Source organism: Cronobacter dublinensis subsp. dublinensis LMG 23823, from assembly GCF_001277235.1.
Classification (GTDB): domain Bacteria; phylum Pseudomonadota; class Gammaproteobacteria; order Enterobacterales; family Enterobacteriaceae; genus Cronobacter; species Cronobacter dublinensis.
In genome coordinates this window covers 239,662-260,311 of sequence record NZ_CP012266.1, presented here as the reverse complement: position 1 = coordinate 260,311, position 20,650 = coordinate 239,662, and the positions used below count along the sequence as shown (strand labels likewise).

At 55.3% G+C, this 20,650-nt stretch carries 13 protein-coding genes, 3 tRNA genes, 3 rRNA genes and 1 riboswitch; of the genes, 4 read left to right on the top strand and 15 right to left on the bottom strand.

The genetic code is table 11. The features are described from left to right. Positions 1–47 precede the first annotated feature (47 nt). Entirely contained in the window at positions 48–941 is an 894-nt protein-coding gene (gene ilvY / locus AFK67_RS01205; RefSeq protein ID WP_007717000.1) for an HTH-type transcriptional activator IlvY, read from the top strand. Here the strand turns inward: ilvY and ilvA are convergent. The 6 genes from ilvA to ilvL form a co-directional block, all read right to left on the bottom strand. After that, positions 938–2,482 (bottom strand): threonine ammonia-lyase, biosynthetic, encoded by a 1,545-nt coding sequence (gene ilvA / locus AFK67_RS01200; RefSeq protein ID WP_007754655.1) that lies wholly within the window; start codon positions 2,480–2,482, stop codon positions 938–940. The two genes, ilvY and ilvA, sit on opposite strands and share 4 nt — an antisense overlap. Before the next feature lie 2 nt (positions 2,483–2,484). Then, on the bottom strand, positions 2,485–4,335 hold the full coding sequence (gene ilvD / locus AFK67_RS01195; RefSeq protein WP_007716998.1) for a dihydroxy-acid dehydratase: 1,851 nt from the start codon (positions 4,333–4,335) through the stop codon (positions 2,485–2,487). Positions 4,336–4,400: 65 nt separating this feature from the next. Next, entirely contained in the window at positions 4,401–5,330 is a 930-nt protein-coding gene (locus AFK67_RS01190; protein ID WP_007716995.1) for a branched-chain amino acid transaminase, read from the bottom strand. Between the two features lie 20 nt (positions 5,331–5,350). Continuing rightward, positions 5,351–5,608, bottom strand: a complete 258-nt coding sequence (gene ilvM / locus AFK67_RS01185; protein ID WP_004387277.1) for an acetolactate synthase 2 small subunit — start codon at positions 5,606–5,608, stop codon at positions 5,351–5,353. Further along, on the bottom strand, positions 5,605–7,251 hold the full coding sequence (gene ilvG, locus AFK67_RS01180) for an acetolactate synthase 2 catalytic subunit (protein WP_007716992.1): 1,647 nt from the start codon (positions 7,249–7,251) through the stop codon (positions 5,605–5,607). Before ilvG ends, ilvM begins: the two co-directional genes overlap by 4 nt. A 138-nt stretch (positions 7,252–7,389) precedes the next feature. Next, complete coding sequence (ilvL, locus tag AFK67_RS21410; protein ID WP_071601137.1) at positions 7,390–7,488, bottom strand: ilv operon leader peptide; 99 nt, start codon at positions 7,486–7,488, stop codon at positions 7,390–7,392. A 350-nt stretch (positions 7,489–7,838) separates the two neighbouring features. Here ilvL and AFK67_RS01175 point away from each other — a divergent pair, with 350 nt between their 5' ends. After that, on the top strand, positions 7,839–9,359 hold the full coding sequence (locus tag AFK67_RS01175; RefSeq protein WP_007716990.1) for a YifB family Mg chelatase-like AAA ATPase: 1,521 nt from the start codon (positions 7,839–7,841) through the stop codon (positions 9,357–9,359). A 77-nt stretch (positions 9,360–9,436) separates the two neighbouring features. Here the strand turns inward: AFK67_RS01175 and AFK67_RS01170 are convergent, their stop codons facing one another. After that, the gene (locus AFK67_RS01170; protein ID WP_007716988.1) at positions 9,437–9,775 is read right to left on the bottom strand and encodes a MaoP family protein; all 339 of its coding nucleotides are present in this window, start codon (positions 9,773–9,775) and stop codon (positions 9,437–9,439) included. 119 nt (positions 9,776–9,894) lie between these two features. Between AFK67_RS01170 and hdfR the strand changes: the two genes are divergently transcribed. Further along, on the top strand, positions 9,895–10,716 hold the full coding sequence (gene hdfR, locus AFK67_RS01165) for an HTH-type transcriptional regulator HdfR (protein ID WP_007716986.1): 822 nt from the start codon (positions 9,895–9,897) through the stop codon (positions 10,714–10,716). Between the two features lie 106 nt (positions 10,717–10,822). Here hdfR and AFK67_RS01160 read toward each other — a convergent pair. The 8 genes from AFK67_RS01160 to btuB all read right to left on the bottom strand — a co-directional run bounded on the left by AFK67_RS01160 (position 10,823) and on the right by btuB (position 19,149). Beyond that, positions 10,823–10,898 (bottom strand) — tRNA-Trp (locus AFK67_RS01160). An 8-nt stretch (positions 10,899–10,906) separates the two neighbouring features. Beyond that, positions 10,907–10,983, bottom strand: a tRNA-Asp gene (locus AFK67_RS01155). A gap of 54 nt (positions 10,984–11,037) precedes the next feature. After that, positions 11,038–11,153 (bottom strand): 5S ribosomal RNA (gene rrf / locus AFK67_RS01150). Between the two features lie 90 nt (positions 11,154–11,243). Then, positions 11,244–14,147 (bottom strand): 23S ribosomal RNA (locus AFK67_RS01145). 202 nt (positions 14,148–14,349) lie between these two features. Beyond that, positions 14,350–14,424, bottom strand: a tRNA-Glu gene (locus AFK67_RS01140). A gap of 172 nt (positions 14,425–14,596) precedes the next feature. After that, positions 14,597–16,137: ribosomal RNA gene (locus tag AFK67_RS01135) — 16S ribosomal RNA — on the bottom strand. The 16S, 23S and 5S rRNA genes sit together here with 3 tRNA genes alongside, the layout of an rRNA operon. A 365-nt stretch (positions 16,138–16,502) precedes the next feature. Next, positions 16,503–17,354 carry a glutamate racemase gene (gene murI, locus AFK67_RS01130; protein WP_032967727.1) on the bottom strand — a complete coding sequence of 284 codons (852 nt, stop codon included), beginning with the start codon at positions 17,352–17,354 and terminating at the stop codon, positions 16,503–16,505. Then, positions 17,299–19,149: a TonB-dependent vitamin B12 receptor BtuB gene (gene btuB, locus AFK67_RS01125; protein ID WP_032967734.1), complete on the bottom strand. Its 1,851-nt coding sequence runs from the start codon at positions 19,147–19,149 to the stop codon at positions 17,299–17,301. Before btuB ends, murI begins: the two co-directional genes overlap by 56 nt. A 70-nt stretch (positions 19,150–19,219) precedes the next feature. Next, positions 19,220–19,404: riboswitch (cobalamin riboswitch) on the bottom strand. A 118-nt stretch (positions 19,405–19,522) separates the two neighbouring features. Here btuB and trmA point away from each other — a divergent pair. Continuing rightward, the gene (gene trmA / locus AFK67_RS01120; RefSeq protein WP_007735039.1) at positions 19,523–20,623 is read left to right on the top strand and encodes a tRNA (uridine(54)-C5)-methyltransferase TrmA; all 1,101 of its coding nucleotides are present in this window, start codon (positions 19,523–19,525) and stop codon (positions 20,621–20,623) included. Positions 20,624–20,650 lie beyond the last annotated feature (27 nt).

The following is a 20,650-nucleotide window of genomic DNA, read 5'->3' as shown; positions in this document are numbered from 1 at the left end:
AACGTTACGTTGCGTTTTTCGCAATGCATATTCAAGGAGACGCCTGAGTGGATCTACGCGATCTGAAAATGTTTCTGCATCTGGCAGAAAGCCGCCATTTTGGCCGCAGCGCGCGCGCCATGCACGTGAGCCCATCCACGCTGTCGCGCCAGATCCAGCGGCTGGAAGAGGATCTGGCCCAGCCACTGTTTATTCGCGATAACCGTACTGTGACGCTGACAGAGGCAGGCGAGGCGCTGCGCCAGTTTGCCCAGCAGACGCTATTGCAATATCAGCAACTGCGCCATGCTATCGACCAGCAGGGGCCAACGCTCTCCGGCGAGTTACATCTGTTTTGTTCAGTAACGGCGGCATACAGCCATCTACCGCCGATCCTTGACCGCTTTCGCGCCGAGCACCCGTCGGTGGAGATTAAGCTGACAACCGGCGATGCCGCTGACGCGGTGGAAAAGGTCAATTCCGGCGAGGCCGATCTCGCGATCGCGGGCAAACCCGAAGCCCTGCCCGCCGCCGTCGCGTTTTCAATGCTGGAAAATCTCAGCGTCGTGCTCATTGCCCCGGCACTGCCCTGCCCGGTCCGTGCCCAGGTATCCGCGCCAGAGCCCGACTGGACGCAGGTGCCGTTTATCATGCCGGATCAGGGCCCGGTGCGGCGGCGCATTGAGCTGTGGTTCCGTCGCCATAAAATCAGCAATCCGTTTATTTACGCGACGGTGGCAGGCCATGAGGCGATGGTATCGATGGTGGCGCTCGGCTGCGGCGTGGCGCTGATCCCGGAAGTGGTGCTGGAAAACAGCCCGGAGCCGGTGCGCAATCGCGTCCTGATCCTTGAGCGCAGCGATGAGAAAACGCCGTTCGAGCTTGGCGTCTGCGTACAAAAAAAGCGGCTGCATGAGCCGCTTGTGGAAGCCTTCTGGAAACTGCTGCCGGGCTATCGTTAACCCGCGAGGAAAAACCGGAACGCCGGGTTGCCGGTTTCGTCATGGCACTCGTAGCCCAGCTCGTTAAGCCGGGTTTCGAAATCCGGCTCATGTTCGCCGAGTTCAAAAGCCGCCAGCACGCGGCCATAGTCGGTGCCGTGGCTGCGGTAGTGAAACAGCGAGATGTTCCAGTGCGTGCCGAGCGTGTGCAGAAAGCGCAGCAGCGCGCCTGGCGCCTCCGGAAACTCAAAGCTGTAAAGCCGCTCGTGCAGAGGGCGCGACGGACGACCGCCGACCATGTAGCGAACATGCAGCTTCGCCATTTCGTCATCGGAGAGATCCACCACGCCATAGCCGTCGCTGGTGAGCTGAGCGATGATTTCATGTCGCTCTTCCAGCCCGCGACTGATGCGCACACCGACAAAAATGCAGGCATCTTTGGCGTCCGCGAAGCGGTAGTTAAACTCGGTTACCGCACGCCCGCCCAGCAGCTGACAGAACTTCAGGAAGCTGCCTTTCTCTTCCGGGATAGTCACCGCCAGCAGCGCTTCGCGCTGTTCGCCGAGCTCACAGCGCTCGGACACATAGCGCAGACCGTGGAAATTGACATTAGCGCCAGACAACACATGCGCCAGCCGCTCGCCGCGAATATTATGCTGGGCCACATACTTTTTCATGCCCGCCAGCGCCAGCGCGCCGGAAGGCTCCGCCACCGCCCGAACGTCTTCAAAAAGATCTTTCATCGCGGCACAGATAGCGTCGCTGTCAACGGTGATGATGTCGTCGAGATACTCCTGACAGACGCGGAACGTTTCATCACCGATGCGTTTCACCGCCACGCCTTCCGCGAAAAGCCCCACGCGCGGCAAATCGACCGGGTGCCCGGCCTCAAGCGCCGCCTTCAGGCAGGCGGAGTCGGCCGCTTCCACGGCGATCACTTTGATCTGCGGCATGAGCTGCTTGATCAACACCGCTACGCCAGCGGCCAGCCCGCCGCCGCCGACCGGCACAAACACGCGATCGATATGCGCGTCCTGCTGGAGTAGCTCCAGCGCCAGCGTACCCTGTCCGGCGATGACCGCCGGATGATCAAACGGCGGTACGTATGTGAAACCTTGCTGCTGCGAAAGCGCAATCGCCTGCGCCTTCGCCTCATCGAAGTTAGCGCCATGAAGCAGCACTTCGCCGCCGAAGCCGCGCACCGCATCCACTTTGATATCCGCGGTGGTCACCGGCATCACAATAAGCGATTTGATGCCCAGTCGGGATGACGAGAGCGCCACACCCTGCGCATGATTGCCCGCAGACGCGGTGATCACACCACGCGCTTTTTGCTCGCTGGTCAGGTTCGCCATCATCGCGTAGGCGCCGCGCAGCTTAAAGCTGTGCACCGGCTGGCGGTCTTCGCGCTTCACCAGCACCACGTTATTAAGCCGCGCCGACAGTTTCTCCATCTTCTGCAGCGGCGTCACCTGCGCCACTTCATAGACCGGAGAACGCAGCACAGCACGCAGATATTCCGCCCCGCAGGGGGCGGCGGAAAGGGGTTGCGACTCGGCCATGGTTAGCCTCCCAGTTTCGATTTATCGCGCACGGCGCCTTTATCGGCGCTGGTGGCAAGGCTTGCGTAAGCGCGCAGCGCGAAGGAAACCTGGCGTTCGCGGCTGCGTGGAGTCCAGGCCTCGGCACCGCGTGCTTCCTGCGCTTCACGGCGCGCGGCCAGCTGCTGATCGCTGACCTCAAGCTGGATGCCACGATTCGGGATATCAATGGCAATCATGTCGCCATCTTCAATCAGCGCGATATTGCCGCCGCTGGCAGCCTCCGGAGAGACATGACCGATAGACAGCCCGGACGTACCGCCGGAGAAGCGGCCATCGGTGATGAGCGCACAGGCTTTACCAAGCCCCATCGATTTCAGGAAGCTGGTCGGGTAGAGCATTTCCTGCATCCCCGGCCCGCCCTTCGGCCCTTCGTAACGGATAACCACGACATCGCCCGCGACGACTTTACCGCCGAGAATCGCCTCTACGGCGTCATCCTGGCTTTCATAGACTTTCGCAGGGCCACGGAAGACCAGGCTGCCTTCATCCACCCCGGCGGTTTTCACGATGCAGCCGTTTTCTGCGAAGTTGCCATACAGCACGGCCAGCCCGCCGTCCTGGCTATACGCGTGCTCCAGCGAGCGAATACAGCCTTCCTGTCGATCGTCATCCAGCGTGTCCCAGCGGCAGGATTGCGAAAACGCCTGGGTAGTGCGAATGCCCGCCGGGCCTGCGCGGAACATCTCTTTCACCGCGCTATCCTGAGTGAGCATGACGTCATATTGCTCAAGCGTCTGCGGCAGCGTCAGTCCCAGCACGTTATTGACGTCACGGTTCAGCAGACCTGCGCGATCCAGCTCGCCGAGAATGCCGATGACCCCGCCCGCGCGGTGAACATCTTCCATATGGTATTTCTGAGTACTCGGCGCAACTTTACACAGCTGCGGCACTTTACGGGAAAGACGGTCAATATCGCTCATCGTGAAGTCGATTTCCGCCTCCTGCGCCGCCGCCAGCAGATGAAGAACGGTATTGGTGGAGCCGCCCATGGCGATGTCGAGCGTCATGGCGTTTTCAAACGCCGCTTTGCTCGCGATGTTACGCGGCAGGGCGCTGGCATCATCCTGCTCGTAATAACGTTTGGTGAGCGAGACAATGCGTTTACCCGCATTGATAAAGAGATCTTTGCGGTCGGCGTGAGTCGCGAGCAGCGAGCCGTTGCCCGGCTGGGACAGGCCCAGCGCCTCGGTCAGACAGTTCATGGAGTTGGCGGTGAACATACCAGAGCAGGAGCCGCAGGTCGGGCAGGCGGAGCGTTCCACCTGATCGCTTTGCTCGTCGCTGACGTGCGGGTTCGCGCCCTGGATCATCGCATCAACCAGATCCAGCTTGATGATTTGGTCGGAAAGTTTGGTTTTACCGGCTTCCATCGGACCGCCGGAGACGAAAATCACCGGAATGTTCAGACGCAGGGCAGCCATCAGCATCCCTGGCGTGATTTTGTCGCAGTTAGAGATACAGACCATGGCGTCTGCGCAGTGGGCGTTTACCATGTACTCCACGGAGTCAGCAATAAGCTCGCGAGACGGCAGTGAATAAAGCATGCCGCCGTGTCCCATGGCGATGCCGTCATCGACCGCGATGGTATTGAACTCTTTCGCCACGCCGCCCGCCGCCTCAATTTGCTCCGCAACCAGTTTGCCCAGATCGCGCAGATGAACATGGCCCGGCACGAACTGGGTAAACGAGTTCACAACCGCAATAATCGGCTTGCCAAAATCGGCGTCGGTCATTCCCGTGGCGCGCCATAAGGCGCGGGCACCCGCCATGTTGCGGCCGTGCGTGGTGGTGGCAGAACGGTACTTAGGCATGCTTTTTCACTCCAGTCTCTACAAAAGCCGGGCGGCTTGTGCCGCCCGTGCAGGTGTTATTGTGCTTACGGATTAACTTGATCCAACCAGCCCCATTTATCTTCGGTCTCGCCGGTAAACAGGCCGAAGAACGCCTGCTGAACGCGTTTGGTAACCGGACCACAGCGGCCTTCGCCGACCTGGATGCCGTCCACGCTACGCACCGGCGTGATTTCCGCCGCAGTACCGGACATAAAGACTTCATCAGCCAGATACAGCGATTCGCGGGAGAGCACCTGCTCGCGAACTTCAATGCCCATGTCTTTAGCGAGCTTAATGATGGCGTCGCGAGTAATGCCCGGCAGCGCGGAAGAGGTAAACGGAGGGGTATAAATCACGCCATCTTTGACTTCAAAGAGGTTTTCGCCCGCGCCTTCGGAGATATAGCCGTTAACGTCGAGCGCAATGCCTTCCTGATAGCCATGACGACGCGCTTCGCTGCCAACCAGCAGAGAGGAAAGATAATTACCGCCCGCTTTCGCCGCGGTAGGGATCGTGTTTGGCGCCGCGCGGTTCCAGGAGGAGACCATAGCGTCGATCCCCTGCTCCAGTGCTTCCGCGCCCAGGTACGCGCCCCACGGGAACGCAGCGATAATGACATCAGTGGTATAGCCCGCTGGCGGGTTTACGCCCATACCGACATCGCCCACGAATACCAGCGGACGAATATAGGCGCTGGTCAGTTTATTCTCGCGGATAACCAGACGGCAGGCTTCCATTAACTCATCAACGGACTGGCTAACCGGAAAGCGATAAATTTTGGCGGAATCATGCAGGCGCTGCATATGTTCACGATGGCGGAATACCACCGGCCCTTTGTGCGAATCGTAGCAACGGATCCCTTCAAAGACTGATGTACCGTAGTGCAACGCATGGGACATGACGTGAACCTTCGCCTCACCCCAGGGAACCATCTCGCCGTTGAACCAAATGTAATCAGCTTTTTTCGTCGTCATTTTTCTTCTTCCTTTTGCGCTCAGGCGCGGATTTGTTGTGATGTAGGTTGCTGGATCTCGACGCAGGCGACATCGACCAGTTTGCTTAACTGACTAAACAGTAATTCGACTGGGCGAGGGCTGGCAACGGTCAGCTCAATATTTATATTTTCCGCATTGGCGCCGGTCGCCATATTCATGGCGCAAATTTGAAAACCACGGTGACGCACCACGCGCAACACACGTTCCAGGGTTTCCGGGCGAAAGCGAGCCTGTACGGCGAGTTGATGTTGCATCATGATATTTTCTCCAGCATTTGTGAGTTGCTGGCGCCGGGAGGCACCAGAGGCCAGACGTTTTCAGCTTCGTCGATTGAAACGTGCAGCAGATAAGGGCCTTCGCTGCTCAACATGGCTTCCAGCGCCGCTTCTACCTGGTCTTTGCGAGTGATGCGCTGACCATTAATGTCAAAGGCGCTGGCCAGCGTTAAGAAATCGGGGTTATCGGACAGATTCGTTTCGCTGTAGCGCTCCGAGAAAAAAAGCTGTTGCCACTGACGCACCATCCCCAGACGCTGGTTATCCAGCAGCACAATTTTCAGCGGCAGTTGCTTGCGCTTCACGGTGCCCAGCTCCTGGATATTCATCATGAATGAGCCGTCGCCGGTGATGCAAATGACAGTATCGTCAGGACGTGCCACCTGCGCGCCTACCGCCGCTGGCAGCCCGAACCCCATCGTGCCGAGGCCGCTTGAAGTAATGAAGTTTTCGGGGCGGCTAAAGTTCATATGCTGCGCCGTCCACATCTGATGCTGGCCTACGTCTGTCGTCACGACGCTGTTTGCTGGCTTGCGGTCTGAGAGCTGCTTTAACAATAACGGCGCAAAAATCGCTTCGCCCGGATGTTCGTACTGCCAGTCATGCTCACGTCGCATGGCCGCGACGTACTCGCGCCAGGCATTAATCTCCATCGGGCGCTGCAGCGCGGGCAGTAACGCATTGAGATCGCCAGGTAAAGCGACATGCGCCTGGCGAAGCTTGTTGAGTTCCGCCGGATCGATATCCATATGGATGACTTTGGCATGAGGCGCAAAGGTATTCAGTTTGCCGGTAACGCGATCGTCAAAACGCGCGCCGACCGCTATCAGCAAATCACACTCCTGGACTGCCAGATTCGCGGCTTTGGTACCGTGCATTCCCAGCATACCGAGGTACCACGGGTAGTCCGCTTCAACGGCTCCAAGCCCTTTCAGCGTCACTGCGCAGGGGATGCGCGTTTGTGCCATAAACTCGCGCAGCGCCGGCACTGCCTGCGCCATACCGACGCCGCCACCTACGTAGAGCATCGGTTTTTCGGCCTGGTTCATTAACGCACGAGCCTGCTCCAGTTCTGCCTGCGGCAACACAAAGGTGTCTTCAACGCTGGAAAGCCACGGTTCAAGCTCTGCGCTGGCGAGCTGGATGTCTTTAGGAATATCGATCAGTACTGGGCCCGGGCGGCCAGAGTTCGCCAGATGAAAAGCATGCGCCATGATTTCCGGCAGCTCTTCCAGCGATTCCACAAGGAAACTGTGTTTGGTGCAGGCCAGTGATAACCCAAGAACGTCCACTTCCTGAAAGGCATCCGTACCGATAAGCGGCGCGGCAACCTGCCCCGTGATTGCGACCACCGGAACCGAATCCAGCAGCGCATCCGCGAGGCCGGTGATTAAGTTGGTCGCGCCTGGGCCGGAAGTCGCGATACAAACGCCGGTTTTACCCGTAGCGCGTGCATAACCGATCGCAGCCATTGCCGCGCCCTGCTCATGCCGACACAGTAGATGTTTCACGCCGCCGTCATATAACGCATCGTAAACCGGCATTATTGCCCCGCCCGGATAGCCAAATACCGTATCCACTCCCTGAGCTCGCAAAGCATGTACCACCCACTGTGCACCATTCATAGTCAGTTCCCCGCCTTACAATGCGGACAACAGAATTTTATGCTACTACTCATTTTCTGTTCCTCGCTTAATTTTTAGGTCATAAAAAAACCCCCGGACCTTTCGGTGCGGGGGTTTTCGATGATTCAGGCTTGATTTCTAAGCCTTTCTTCTTCCGAGTGCAGCCCCGCACGGTGGGTTAATAATCACCACCACGCTAATCACGACCAGGCTAATCACTAGTAGAAGGGTTGTCATTTCTGTATGTACTTACGTCATATTCGAAGGAATACCTAAGAGTTATCACAGAGAACAAAGCTGTGACAAGAAATATTTATGACGCGTTACTGCAATACATTCATAAAATCTATTAAAACCCAACGTAATCAACCAGTAGCGTTAACTGAAATTTTTTCAGGATTTTTAGCGAAACGGTATGACGCCGCAATGACCTTTTAAATACTTATTACGCGTTTGCGAAACGCCTCGAATGAAATTGTCATTCTGGCTCTGTTGCAATAAAAGATTGCTATCCGTGCCGAAAAAGCTGCAATCATGGCTCGAAAAAGCCTTTTACGGCTGCGATGCTGCAGGCGCAAGGAGGTGTTATGTCGCTGTCTGTTATTCATACCCGCGCCGCGCTGGGCGTAAAAGCGCCGCTCGTCACTGTCGAAGTACATATCAGTGCCGGGCTACCAGGCCTGACATTGGTCGGACTACCAGAAACGACGGTAAAGGAAGCCAGAGATCGTGTGCGCAGCGCGCTTATCAATAGTGGTTATGATTTCCCGGCCAAAAAAATCACTATAAATCTCGCGCCTGCCGATTTGCCCAAGGAAGGGGGACGATATGATTTGCCGATAGCGATAGCGCTCCTCGCCGCGTCTGAGCAGTTGCATGCCTCACATCTTGGAGAGTATGAATTTGTGGGGGAACTAGCGCTGACAGGCGCGCTGAGAGGCGTCCCCGGTGCGATTTCAGCCGCCATGGAAGCGCTTGACTGTAAAAGGAAGATAATTGTCGCGCACGACAACGCGCCGGAAGTGGGATTGATTAATAAAGAAGGCTGCCTTGTCGCCCATCATCTGCAAGAAGTGTGTGCCTTTCTGGAAGGGAAAACGACGCTGGAAACAGCCGAGCCATGCGAGTCTCATTTTAAGGAGCCTGTGGGCGATCTCAGTGAAGTTATCGGACAGTCACAGGGGAAACGCGCACTGGAATTAACGGCAGCTGGCGGCCATAACCTATTGTTTATCGGTCCCCCCGGTACAGGAAAAACGATGCTGGCCAGCAGACTCAACGGATTGTTGCCGCCTCTGAGCGATCAGGAAGCACTGGAGAGCGCGGCGATACTCAGCCTCGTCAACCCCGTCTCTTTACATCATCAATGGCGTCAGCGGCCTTTCAGGGCCCCTCACCATAGCGCGTCGCTGAATGCAATGGTGGGCGGAGGTGCCGTCCCTGCGCCCGGAGAAATTTCTCTTGCCCATAACGGCGTACTTTTTCTTGATGAATTACCAGAGTTTGAACGCCGTGTACTGGATGCATTACGTGAGCCTATTGAATCCGGACAGATCCATCTTTCACGAACCCGAGCCAAGCTTACTTATCCAGCGCGCTTTCAGCTTATTGCTGCGATGAACCCCAGCCCTACGGGGCACTATAAAGGGAACCATAACCGCTGCTCACCGGAACAGACGCTACGTTACCTGGGACGTCTTTCCGGGCCTTTCCTAGACCGGTTTGATCTCTCGCTGGAAATTCCGTTGCCGCCGCCAGGTATGCTCCGTCAGTCAGCGCAGACGGGCGAAAGCAGTTCGCAGGTCCGTGAGCGCGTCATTCAAAGCCGTAACAGACAGCTTGCACGGCAAGGGAAGCTCAACGCGATGCTGGATAATCGGGAGATACGCCAGTTTTGTATGCTGAGTGCTGAAGATGCACAGTGGCTTGAAGCGGCACTACTCAAACTCGGGTTGTCGGTACGCGCCTGGCAGCGTTTACTGAAGGTTGCGCGAACTATCGCGGATAGCGAACAGAAAGAGAGGATTACTCGGGAACATTTGCAGGAAGCGCTAAGCTATCGCGCGATAGACAGGATGCTCGCGCATTTGCAAAACCTGATGCCGTAATGGGATGTCGTAGTTCTGGGGCGGATCTCATGACGGGCATAACGCACAGACAACAATGGGGCTTGCGCCCCATTTGTTTATTCATCCGTCTCTGCGTAATCGTCCATACCTTCCATCTGCGGCTTGCCGCCAGAAAGGGTATGAAAACGCTTCGGGCGCTTGATACGCGTCATATACTTTGACCAGACGCGCTCTGCTTCAGTCACAGGTTCACGAATGCCGCGACAAACTTCAACAAACTGCTTTTCTTCCACAGTCGTAGGCTCACGCTTGCCGAGATCCAGTTCATTAAAGGCATAGCCATGGCGTTCCAGCAGCTGTGCTTCTTTAATGGTGAAGTCACCATGGCGAGAGAACCCGCGCGGATAATATTTGTTGTCGAAAAATCGATTAGTCGTCGTAAAGCTTTCCGCCATCCTACACGCTCCTAATTCTCTTGGCCGAGCTATTTATGGCGCGGAGTATTAGTTACGCTTGACAGAGTGTAAAACAAAACATTTAAATCATTACGACAAATTTTTTTGTGGAGTGAGATGTGGATACCGACTTGCTTAAAACCTTTCTCGAAGTCAGCCGAACGCGACATTTTGGCAGAGCGGCAGAAGCGCTCTACCTCACGCAATCAGCGGTGAGCTTTCGCATCCGTCAGCTTGAAAACCAGCTGGGCGTGAACCTTTTTACCCGACATCGCAACAACATACGTCTGACGGCGGCTGGCGAAAGGTTGCTGCCGTATGCGGAGAATCTGATGAATATCTGGCAAACCGCACGCAAGGATGTCGCGCAAACGTCACGGCATAATCTCTTTTCGATAGGTGCCAGCGCGTCTCTTTGGGAATGTATGCTTTCCGGGTGGCTTACGAGGCTGTATCAGGAGAAAGGGGGTATGCAGTTCGAGGCACGAATTGCACAGCGCCAGTCGCTGGTCAAACAGCTGCATGAGCGTCAGTTAGATCTGCTAATCACGACTGAGGCGCCCAAAATGGATGAGTTTTCAAGTCAGTTACTGGGACATTTCGCGCTTGGGCTTTACAGCGCTATGCCCGAGCGTAGTAAAAGCAGCTTGCACTATCTTCGACTTGAGTGGGGCCCGGACTTTCAGCAACACGAAGCCGGCCTGATTACGCCTGATGATATTCCTGTACTGACGACGAGCTCCGCTGATGTGGCCAGAAAAATGCTCGCAGAATTGCAGGGATGCACATGGTTACCGGTCAACTGGGCTAAGGAAGAAAACGATTTGCATCCTGTCATTGATAGCGGAACGCTTTCAAGGCCGCTTTATGCTATCTGGCTGCAGAATAGCGATAAAAATAACAGCATAAAAGAGCTCTTAAAGATGCCGGTGATTGCCTGACTTCTTTAATGCCAGAGGCCAGTCTCAGGGGAGATCTCGTGAACAAAGGGGGGAGCGGGCTGAAAAAAGGCAAAAAAAATCCTTAGCCGAAGCTAAGGATAATTTCTGGCAGGGGCGGAGGGACTCGAACCCCCAACACCCGGTTTTGGAGACCGGTGCTCTACCAATTGAACTACGCCCCTAAATAGGGTGGCGGAACGGACGGGACTCGAACCCGCGACCCCCTGCGTGACAGGCAGGTATTCTAACCGACTGAACTACCGCTCCACCGAATTTCTTCACACCACCGGATTATTGTTCCGGCTTACTGCTTAATTTGATGCCTGGCAGTTCCCTACTCTCGCATGGGGAGACCCCACACTACCATCGGCGCTACGGCGTTTCACTTCTGAGTTCGGCATGGGGTCAGGTGGGACCACCGCGCTACAGCCGCCAGGCAAATTCTGTCCGTCCACCGCTTACGCCATGAACGTTTATCCGTCACAAGCTGAATTGTCTCTCAACACGCCAGACTTCTTTGGCGTTGTAAGGTTAAGCCTCACGGTTCATTAGTACCGGTTAGCTCAACGCATCGCTGCGCTTACACACCCGGCCTATCAACGTCGTCGTCTTCAACGTTCCTTCAGGAGACTTATAGTCTCAGGGAGAACTCATCTCGGGGCAAGTTTCGTGCTTAGATGCTTTCAGCACTTATCTCTTCCGCATTTAGCTACCGGGCAGTGCCATTGGCATGACAACCCGAACACCAGTGATGCGTCCACTCCGGTCCTCTCGTACTGGGAGCAGCCCCCCTCAATTCTCCAGCGCCCACGGCAGATAGGGACCGAACTGTCTCACGACGTTCTAAACCCAGCTCGCGTACCACTTTAAATGGCGAACAGCCATACCCTTGGGACCTACTTCAGCCCCAGGATGTGATGAGCCGACATCGAGGTGCCAAACACCGCCGTCGATATGAACTCTTGGGCGGTATCAGCCTGTTATCCCCGGAGTACCTTTTATCCGTTGAGCGATGGCCCTTCCATACAGAACCACCGGATCACTATGACCTGCTTTCGCACCTGCTCGAGCCGTCACTCTCGCAGTCAAGCCAGCTTATGCCATTGCACTAACCTCCTGATGTCCGACCAGGATTAGCTGACCTTCGTGCTCCTCCGTTACACTTTGGGAGGAGACCGCCCCAGTCAAACTACCCACCAGACACTGTCCCCACGCCAGATTATGGCGCCAGGTTAGAACATCAAACATTAAAGGGTGGTATTTCAAGGTTGGCTCCACGCAGACTGGCGTCCACGCTTCAAAGCCTCCCACCTATCCTACACATCAAGGCTCAATGTTCAGTGTCAAGCTGTAGTAAAGGTTCACGGGGTCTTTCCGTCTTGCCGCGGGTACACTGCATCTTCACAGCGAGTTCAATTTCACTGAGTCTCGGGTGGAGACAGCCTGGCCATCATTACGCCATTCGTGCAGGTCGGAACTTACCCGACAAGGAATTTCGCTACCTTAGGACCGTTATAGTTACGGCCGCCGTTTACCGGGGCTTCGATCAGGAGCTTCTCTTGCGATAACCCCATCAATTAACCTTCCGGCACCGGGCAGGCGTCACACCGTATACGTCCACTTTCGTGTTTGCACAGTGCTGTGTTTTTAATAAACAGTTGCAGCCAGCTGGTATCTTCGACTGACTTCAGCTCCACCCGCAGGGGCTTCACCTACATGTCAGCGTGCCTTCTCCCGAAGTTACGGCACCATTTTGCCTAGTTCCTTCACCCGAGTTCTCTCAAGCGCCTTGGTATTCTCTACCTGACCACCTGTGTCGGTTTGGGGTACGATTTGATGTTACCTGATGCTTAGAGGCTTTTCCTGGAAGCAGGGCATTTGTTACTTCAGCACCGTAGTGCCTCGTCATCACGCCTCAGTGTTAAAGTGAACCGGATTTACCTGGAACACACACCTACACGCTTAAACCGGGACAACCGTCGCCCGGCCAACATAGCCTTCTCCGTCCCCCCTTCGCAGTAACACCAAGTACAGGAATATTAACCTGTTTCCCATCGACTACGCCTTTCGGCCTCGCCTTAGGGGTCGACTCACCCTGCCCCGATTAACGTTGGACAGGAACCCTTGGTCTTCCGGCGAGCGGGCTTTTCACCCGCTTTATCGTTACTTATGTCAGCATTCGCACTTCTGATACCTCCAGCATGCCTCACAGCACACCTTCGCAGGCTTACAGAACGCTCCCCTACCCAACAACACATAGTGTCGCTGCCGCAGCTTCGGTGCATGGTTTAGCCCCGTTACATCTTCCGCGCAGGCCGACTCGACCAGTGAGCTATTACGCTTTCTTTAAATGATGGCTGCTTCTAAGCCAACATCCTGGCTGTCTGTGCCTTCCCACATCGTTTCCCACTTAACCATGACTTTGGGACCTTAGCTGGCGGTCTGGGTTGTTTCCCTCTTCACGACGGACGTTAGCACCCGCCGTGTGTCTCCCGTGATAACATTCTTCGGTATTCGTAGTTTGCATCGGGTTGGTAAGCCGGGATGGCCCCCTAGCCGAAACAGTGCTCTACCCCCGAAGATGAGTTCACGAGGCGCTACCTAAATAGCTTTCGGGGAGAACCAGCTATCTCCCGGTTTGATTGGCCTTTCACCCCCAGCCACAGGTCATCCGCTAATTTTTCAACATTAGTCGGTTCGGTCCTCCAGTTAGTGTTACCCAACCTTCAACCTGCCCATGGCTAGATCACCGGGTTTCGGGTCTATACCCTGCAACTTAACGCCCAATTAAGACTCGGTTTCCCTTCGGCTCCCCTATACGGTTAACCTTGCTACAGAATATAAGTCGCTGACCCATTATACAAAAGGTACGCAGTCACCCTCTTACGAAGGCTCCCACTGCTTGTACGTACACGGTTTCAGGTTCTGTTTCACTCCCCTCGCCGGGGTTCTTTTCGCCTTTCCCTCACGGTACTGGTTCACTATCGGTCAGTCAGGAGTATTTAGCCTTGGAGGATGGTCCCCCCATCTTCAGACAGGATATCACGTGTCCCGCCCTACTCATCGAGCTCACAGCCTGTGTGCCTTCGTGTACGGGGCTGTCACCCTGTATCGCCGGCCTTTCCAGACCGTTCCACTGACACACAAGCTGATTCAGGCTCTGGGCTGTTCCCCGTTCGCTCGCCGCTACTGGGGGAATCTCGGTTGATTTCTTTTCCTCGGGGTACTTAGATGTTTCAGTTCCCCCGGTTCGCCTCACAGCACTATGTATTCATGCTGAGATAGTGTGACGAATCACACTGGGTTTCCCCATTCGGACATCGCCGGCTATAACGGTTCATATCACCTTACCGGCGCTTTTCGCAGATTAGCACGTCCTTCATCGCCTCTGACTGCCAGGGCATCCACCGTGTACGCTTGTTCGCTTAACCTCACAACCCGAAGAAGTCTTCGTGCTGCGAGTTTGAGAGACTCTGACACACCGCGCATTCCTTATTTACGGAAGAATGCAGCAGCGTGTCTGTTTCAATTTTCAGCTTGTTCCGGATTGTTAAAGAGCAAATATCTCAAACGTGACTTAACAGTCAGTTTTGAGATATCGGTTGGTTGTGTCTTTCACCCACACCCAGCAAGTGGCGTCCCCTAGGGGATTCGAACCCCTGTTGCCGCCGTGAAAGGGCGGAGTCCTAACCGCTAGACGAAGGGGACGTGAAATTTGCATTGCGAATCGCCGATTCGCTAATTTCACGTAAAGGTGAGATTTTCTTGAGAAAATCGAGCGACAATGTTATTTGTCACCGCACCCCCTACGCGTGGCGCCTTGCTCGTTACTTTTCTATCAGACAATCTGTGTGAGCACTACGAGGTTGTATCTTGCAGGTAAGGAGGTGATCCAACCGCAGGTTCCCCTACGGTTACCTTGTTACGACTTCACCCCAGTCATGAATCACAAAGTGGTAAGCGCCCTCCCGAAGGTTAAGCTACCTACTTCTTTTGCAACCCACTCCCATGGTGTGACGGGCGGTGTGTACAAGGCCCGGGAACGTATTCACCGTGGCATTCTGATCCACGATTACTAGCGATTCCGACTTCATGGAGTCGAGTTGCAGACTCCAATCCGGACTACGACGCACTTTATGAGGTCCGCTTGCTCTCGCGAGGTCGCTTCTCTTTGTATGCGCCATTGTAGCACGTGTGTAGCCCTGGTCGTAAGGGCCATGATGACTTGACGTCATCCCCACCTTCCTCCGGTTTATCACCGGCAGTCTCCTTTGAGTTCCCACCATTACGTGCTGGCAACAAAGGATAAGGGTTGCGCTCGTTGCGGGACTTAACCCAACATTTCACAACACGAGCTGACGACAGCCATGCAGCACCTGTCTCAGAGTTCCCGAAGGCACTCCCGCATCTCTGCAGGATTCTCTGGATGTCAAGACCAGGTAAGGTTCTTCGCGTTGCATCGAATTAAACCACATGCTCCACCGCTTGTGCGGGCCCCCGTCAATTCATTTGAGTTTTAACCTTGCGGCCGTACTCCCCAGGCGGTCGACTTAACGCGTTAGCTCCGGAAGCCACGCCTCAAGGGCACAACCTCCAAGTCGACATCGTTTACGGCGTGGACTACCAGGGTATCTAATCCTGTTTGCTCCCCACGCTTTCGCACCTGAGCGTCAGTCTTCGTCCAGGGGGCCGCCTTCGCCACCGGTATTCCTCCAGATCTCTACGCATTTCACCGCTACACCTGGAATTCTACCCCCCTCTACGAGACTCAAGCTTGCCAGTTTCAAATGCAGTTCCCAGGTTGAGCCCGGGGATTTCACATCTGACTTAACAAACCGCCTGCGTGCGCTTTACGCCCAGTAATTCCGATTAACGCTTGCACCCTCCGTATTACCGCGGCTGCTGGCACGGAGTTAGCCGGTGCTTCTTCTGCGAGTAACGTCAATTGCTGCGGTTATTAACCACAACACCTTCCTCCTCGCTGAAAGTACTTTACAACCCGAAGGCCTTCTTCATACACGCGGCATGGCTGCATCAGGCTTGCGCCCATTGTGCAATATTCCCCACTGCTGCCTCCCGTAGGAGTCTGGACCGTGTCTCAGTTCCAGTGTGGCTGGTCATCCTCTCAGACCAGCTAGGGATCGTCGCCTAGGTGAGCCTTTACCCCACCTACTAGCTAATCCCATCTGGGCACATCTGATGGCATGAGGCCCGAAGGTCCCCCACTTTGGTCCGAAGACGTTATGCGGTATTAGCTACCGTTTCCAGTAGTTATCCCCCTCCATCAGGCAGTTTCCCAGACATTACTCACCCGTCCGCCGCTCGTCACCCGAGAGCAAGCTCTCTGTGCTACCGCCCGACTTGCATGTGTTAGGCCTGCCGCCAGCGTTCAATCTGAGCCATGATCAAACTCTTCAATTAAAGTTTGATGCTCAAAGAATTAAACTGTTAGTTCGTAATGAATTAACTGTTGTTCACTTGAGACTTGATAATCATTTATCGTCCGAAGACGTTAAGATATCAGTGCCCCGAGTGCCCACACAGATTGTCTGATAAATTGTTAAAGAGCGGTGCGACGCGGCTTTCAGCCTGCTGTCGCGAGGTGGCGTATATTACGCTTTCCTCTTTCAGAGTCAAGCGTTTATTTTCGCTTTCGTCTGCCTGACGGGCCGGTTTGTTTGCCGTTGTGCCGTGTCAGTGGAGGCGCATTATAGGGAGTTCTTCGCGCCTGACAACCCCTAATCTCAAAAAACTTTTCAACCGTCTCTTTTTTGCGCAAAACACCGTTAAAGTGGCAGTTTTTCGAGCTTACTGAAGCCATAACGCTGCAAAACGGACATTAACTGCGCAACTTCCGGCGTTAACGCCATACAATAAGCAATATTGTCATCACAGGAACGTGCATCCGGCGCCTCGTGCTCCAGCAGCCAGGCCGTACGTCTGGCGATCGCCGCGCCCGAGTCCACCAGCCGCGTGCCTTCCGGCAGAATCTGCAACAGTTCTTCGGCCAGCAGTGGGAAGTGGGTACAGCCGAGCACGACGGTATCCGGCGGCTCAGGCATACGCAGCCACGGACGCAGCACACGACGCAGCGCTTCCAGCGAGACCGGCTCGCCATGCAGTTTCGCCTCGGCTATCTCCACCAGCTCCGCCGAACCCAGCATTTCTATCTGGCATTCATTCGCGAAGCGGGCAATCAGTTCATGCGTATAAGGACGCTTCACCGTGCCACGGGTCGCGAGCAGGCCCACGATGCCGTTCGCGGTCAGCCGCGCGGCCGGTTTGATCGCGGGAACGACGCCCACCACTGGGAATGCGAATTTTTCACGGAGCGCCGGGAGCGATACCGTACTGGCGGAGTTACAGGCGATAACGGCGAGCGCCAGGGGATAGCGCGCCTGAACGGCCGTCACAATTTCAACGACGCGCTCGACGATGAACGCCTCGCTTTTTTCGCCATAAGGGAAAGCAACGTTATCGAAAGCATAGATGTAGTGCAGATCCGGCAGGAGATGCCGGATCTCATCGTAAACCGAGAGCCCACCCACGCCGGAGTCAAACACCAGAATGGTTGGGCGGGCCTCAGAAGGTGTAGCTGCCTGACAAGTTGTATTCCCGTCCTGCAGTTTGGTAGCCATAAACCGTCTCGTAATCTTTATCGAACAGGTTAGCTATTTTACCACGAACTGTAAGGTGAGAGGTGACCGGATACGAAACCGCGACATCCCACAGGCTGACACCGCCCATTTTTACCTTTTGAGACGGAAAGGTTCCAAAGTCAGTGTCGTAACGTGTCCCCAGGTAATGGTAAGTCAGGCTCCCGTCGACATCATAGATTTGTGTATCCAGCTGATATTTCACCTGCTGCTTAGCCCGGCGCGGCAACAATTCGTTAGTGGCCGCATTGCGCGCATCTACGTAATCGTAACCCACGGTATGAGTCAGTGGACCCGTATCAAATGACGCCGTAGCTTCAATTCCTTTAATACGCGCTTTACCCACGTTGTAATATTTCTGAAGGTTGTTATTAAAATCGATCAGGTTGTCAACGTCATTACGATAGGCCGATACGCGCCAGTTCACGCCAGCGGTAAGACCTTCGAACGCGCCTTCCCACTGTTTACTCTCTTCAGGATCAAGATGGTCGTTGCCATAGTAGCCGTAAAGCTGTCCGAGATTAGGCGCTTTATAGGCCGTGCCATAAGAAGCAATAAATCGATACCCTTCAGTGAACTCCCAGGCTGCGCTGCTCTGCCAGGTACCGTGACGACCAAACTGGGAGTTATCGTCGCTACGGGCCGCCCCTTCGAGCGTAACGTCGCCAAACTTCTGTAAAGCAGTCAGGTAGATGCCGGTATTACGCAGGTCATAGGCGTTGTTGACATAGTTCGTACCCGGCTCGGTGCTCTGCTTCTGCCAGTCAACACCGGCGCCAATATTGCCTTCGCCCACATCGACCGTATTAATCCACTGAACGTTGTACTGCTTTATCTCATCCAGCGTGGCGCTGGCGTCATAGCGCCCCTGATGCGGGTCGTAATTAAAATCCTTCGTATGGCTGTAGCTGGAAATCAACTGCGAATGGAAGATGTCGTGGTTAAACCGAATCCCGGCATCCCAGGTCTGGCTGTAGAGTTGGCGTGTGTCGACCAGAACGTCAGGCGTAAATGAATTGTAATAGCCATCATAGGCGGTACGATTACTGTAGCCATAGCCGCGTACAAAAGCGCTCCACGTCTGTGAGAAGTCATGCTCCAGCGCGCCATACAGCGTCTTATTCATGAAACCGTCGCGATCGGGCTGACGCAGCCCACCCGTATTACCTTCAGCGGCAACATCGAAGCCTTTAGCATAGGTGTAATCGCCTAACAGCGTAGCGCGGGTATCCGCTCCCAGGCGTTGATAGGTCGAGACACCATAATTTTGGTAACCGTCGGAGCCCATACCCGCGCCCAGCGTTGTACCGGTTTTATCAGGCGTCGTAATGATATTAACGACGCCGCCAATAGCATCAGAACCATAAACGGCGGAGCGTGGTCCGCGGATATACTCCACACGCTGAACCATCGCGACAGGAAACTGACTTAAATCCGACGAACCGCTGACGCCAGCCTGATTAAGACGAACGCCATCAACCAGAATCAATACATGGCTGGAATTTGTGCCACGAATGAACAGCGACGAGGTCTGGCCCAAACCGCCGTTCTGCGCGACATCCACACCGGGCAAACGGCGCATAACATCAATTAATGAATGCGATTGCCAGCGTTCAATATCATTACGGGTCACGACGGTTACCGGCGCCAGCACCGTATTGACCGGCTGCTGAAAACGGTTTGCGGTCACCACCAGAGCATCTGAGCCGCTATCCTGCGCCCAGCCGGAAAACGCCGTGACGGACAGCGCCGTCAGCAGCGAGATTTTTTTTATCATCATTAACGTAAGCATCCGCTTAACTTTTAGGATGCCGCAGGCGCACTTGATAGAACGCGATAAGTGCGCGAGATGCGACGTGACTCCGGCAGGTCTTCGGGCTTGGAGGTGTGATACGGATGAGGACTTCCCACCGGCGTGCCGGCAGTGTCTGCAAAAGCGTTCATCCCACCTGTCTTTACCGCTGCGCGTCAGCTCCAGATTTGCACTGGATTCCCTTTTCACTCACAGGAGACCGGAAACGGCATGCTACATGGAGCGTGTTATAGAAGTCCAGACTTCCACTCACGATGATGCAAAAACAATCAACGCTGGACATCACGCCCGCATTCCCTACAATCCCGGCGTAAATTTTTCTCACCCAGGACGCATGATGACCCCTGAACATCTCCCCATCGATCACTACGACGCACAGCTGGATGAAAAGGTAGAACGCCTGCAAAGCATGATGGCGCCTTTTGCGGCACCCGCGCCGGAGGTGTTCCGCTCACCGGTCAGCCACTACCGCATGCGCGCCGAGTTTCGTCTCTGGCATGACGGCGACGACCTTTATCACATCATTTTTGATCAAGAGACGCGCAGCCGCATTCGCGTCGACAGCTTCCCGGCCGCCAGCGAGCTGATTAACGCCCTGATGCCGCGCATGATTGATGGTATTCGCGACAACCGCGCGCTGCGCCACAAGCTGTTTCAGATTGACTACCTGACCACCCGCAGCCAGCAGGCAGTGGTGTCGCTGCTTTATCACCGCGCGCTCGACGACGCCTGGCGTGAAGAGGCGACGCGTCTGCGCGATGCGCTGCGCGCGGACGGCTTTGACGTCCACTTCATCGGCCGCGCCACCAAAACCAAAATCATGCTCGACCAGGATTACATCGACGAGCGTCTGCCGGTAGCGGGCGCAGAGATGATTTACCGCCAGGTGGAGAACAGCTTTACCCAGCCGAACGCAGCGATGAATATTCATATGCTGGAGTGGGCGCTGGACGTCACGCAGGGTTCGCGCGGCGATCTGCTGGAGCTTTACTGCGGCAACGGCAACTTCTCGCTGGCGCTCGCGCGCAACTTTAACCGCGTGCTGGCGACGGAAATCGCCAAGCCGTCGGTTGCCGCTGCGCAATACAACATTGCGGCGAACCACATCGACAACGTGCAGATTATCCGCATGGCGGCGGAAGAATTTACCCAGGCGATGAATGGCGTGCGCGAATTTAACCGTCTGCAGGGGATCGACCTGAAAAGCTACAAGTGCGAGACGATCTTTGTCGATCCGCCGCGCAGCGGGCTTGATGAAGAAACCGTGAAAATGGTGCAGGCGTATCCGCGTATCCTTTATATCTCCTGCAACCCGCAGACGCTCTGCGACAACCTCGCCACGCTCTGCGAAACCCACCGCATTGAGCGCCTGGCGCTGTTCGACCAGTTCCCGTATACCCACCATATGGAGTGCGGCGTGCTGTTAACGCGCCGCTAATTAAAAAGGGCGCCGCGGCGCCCTTTT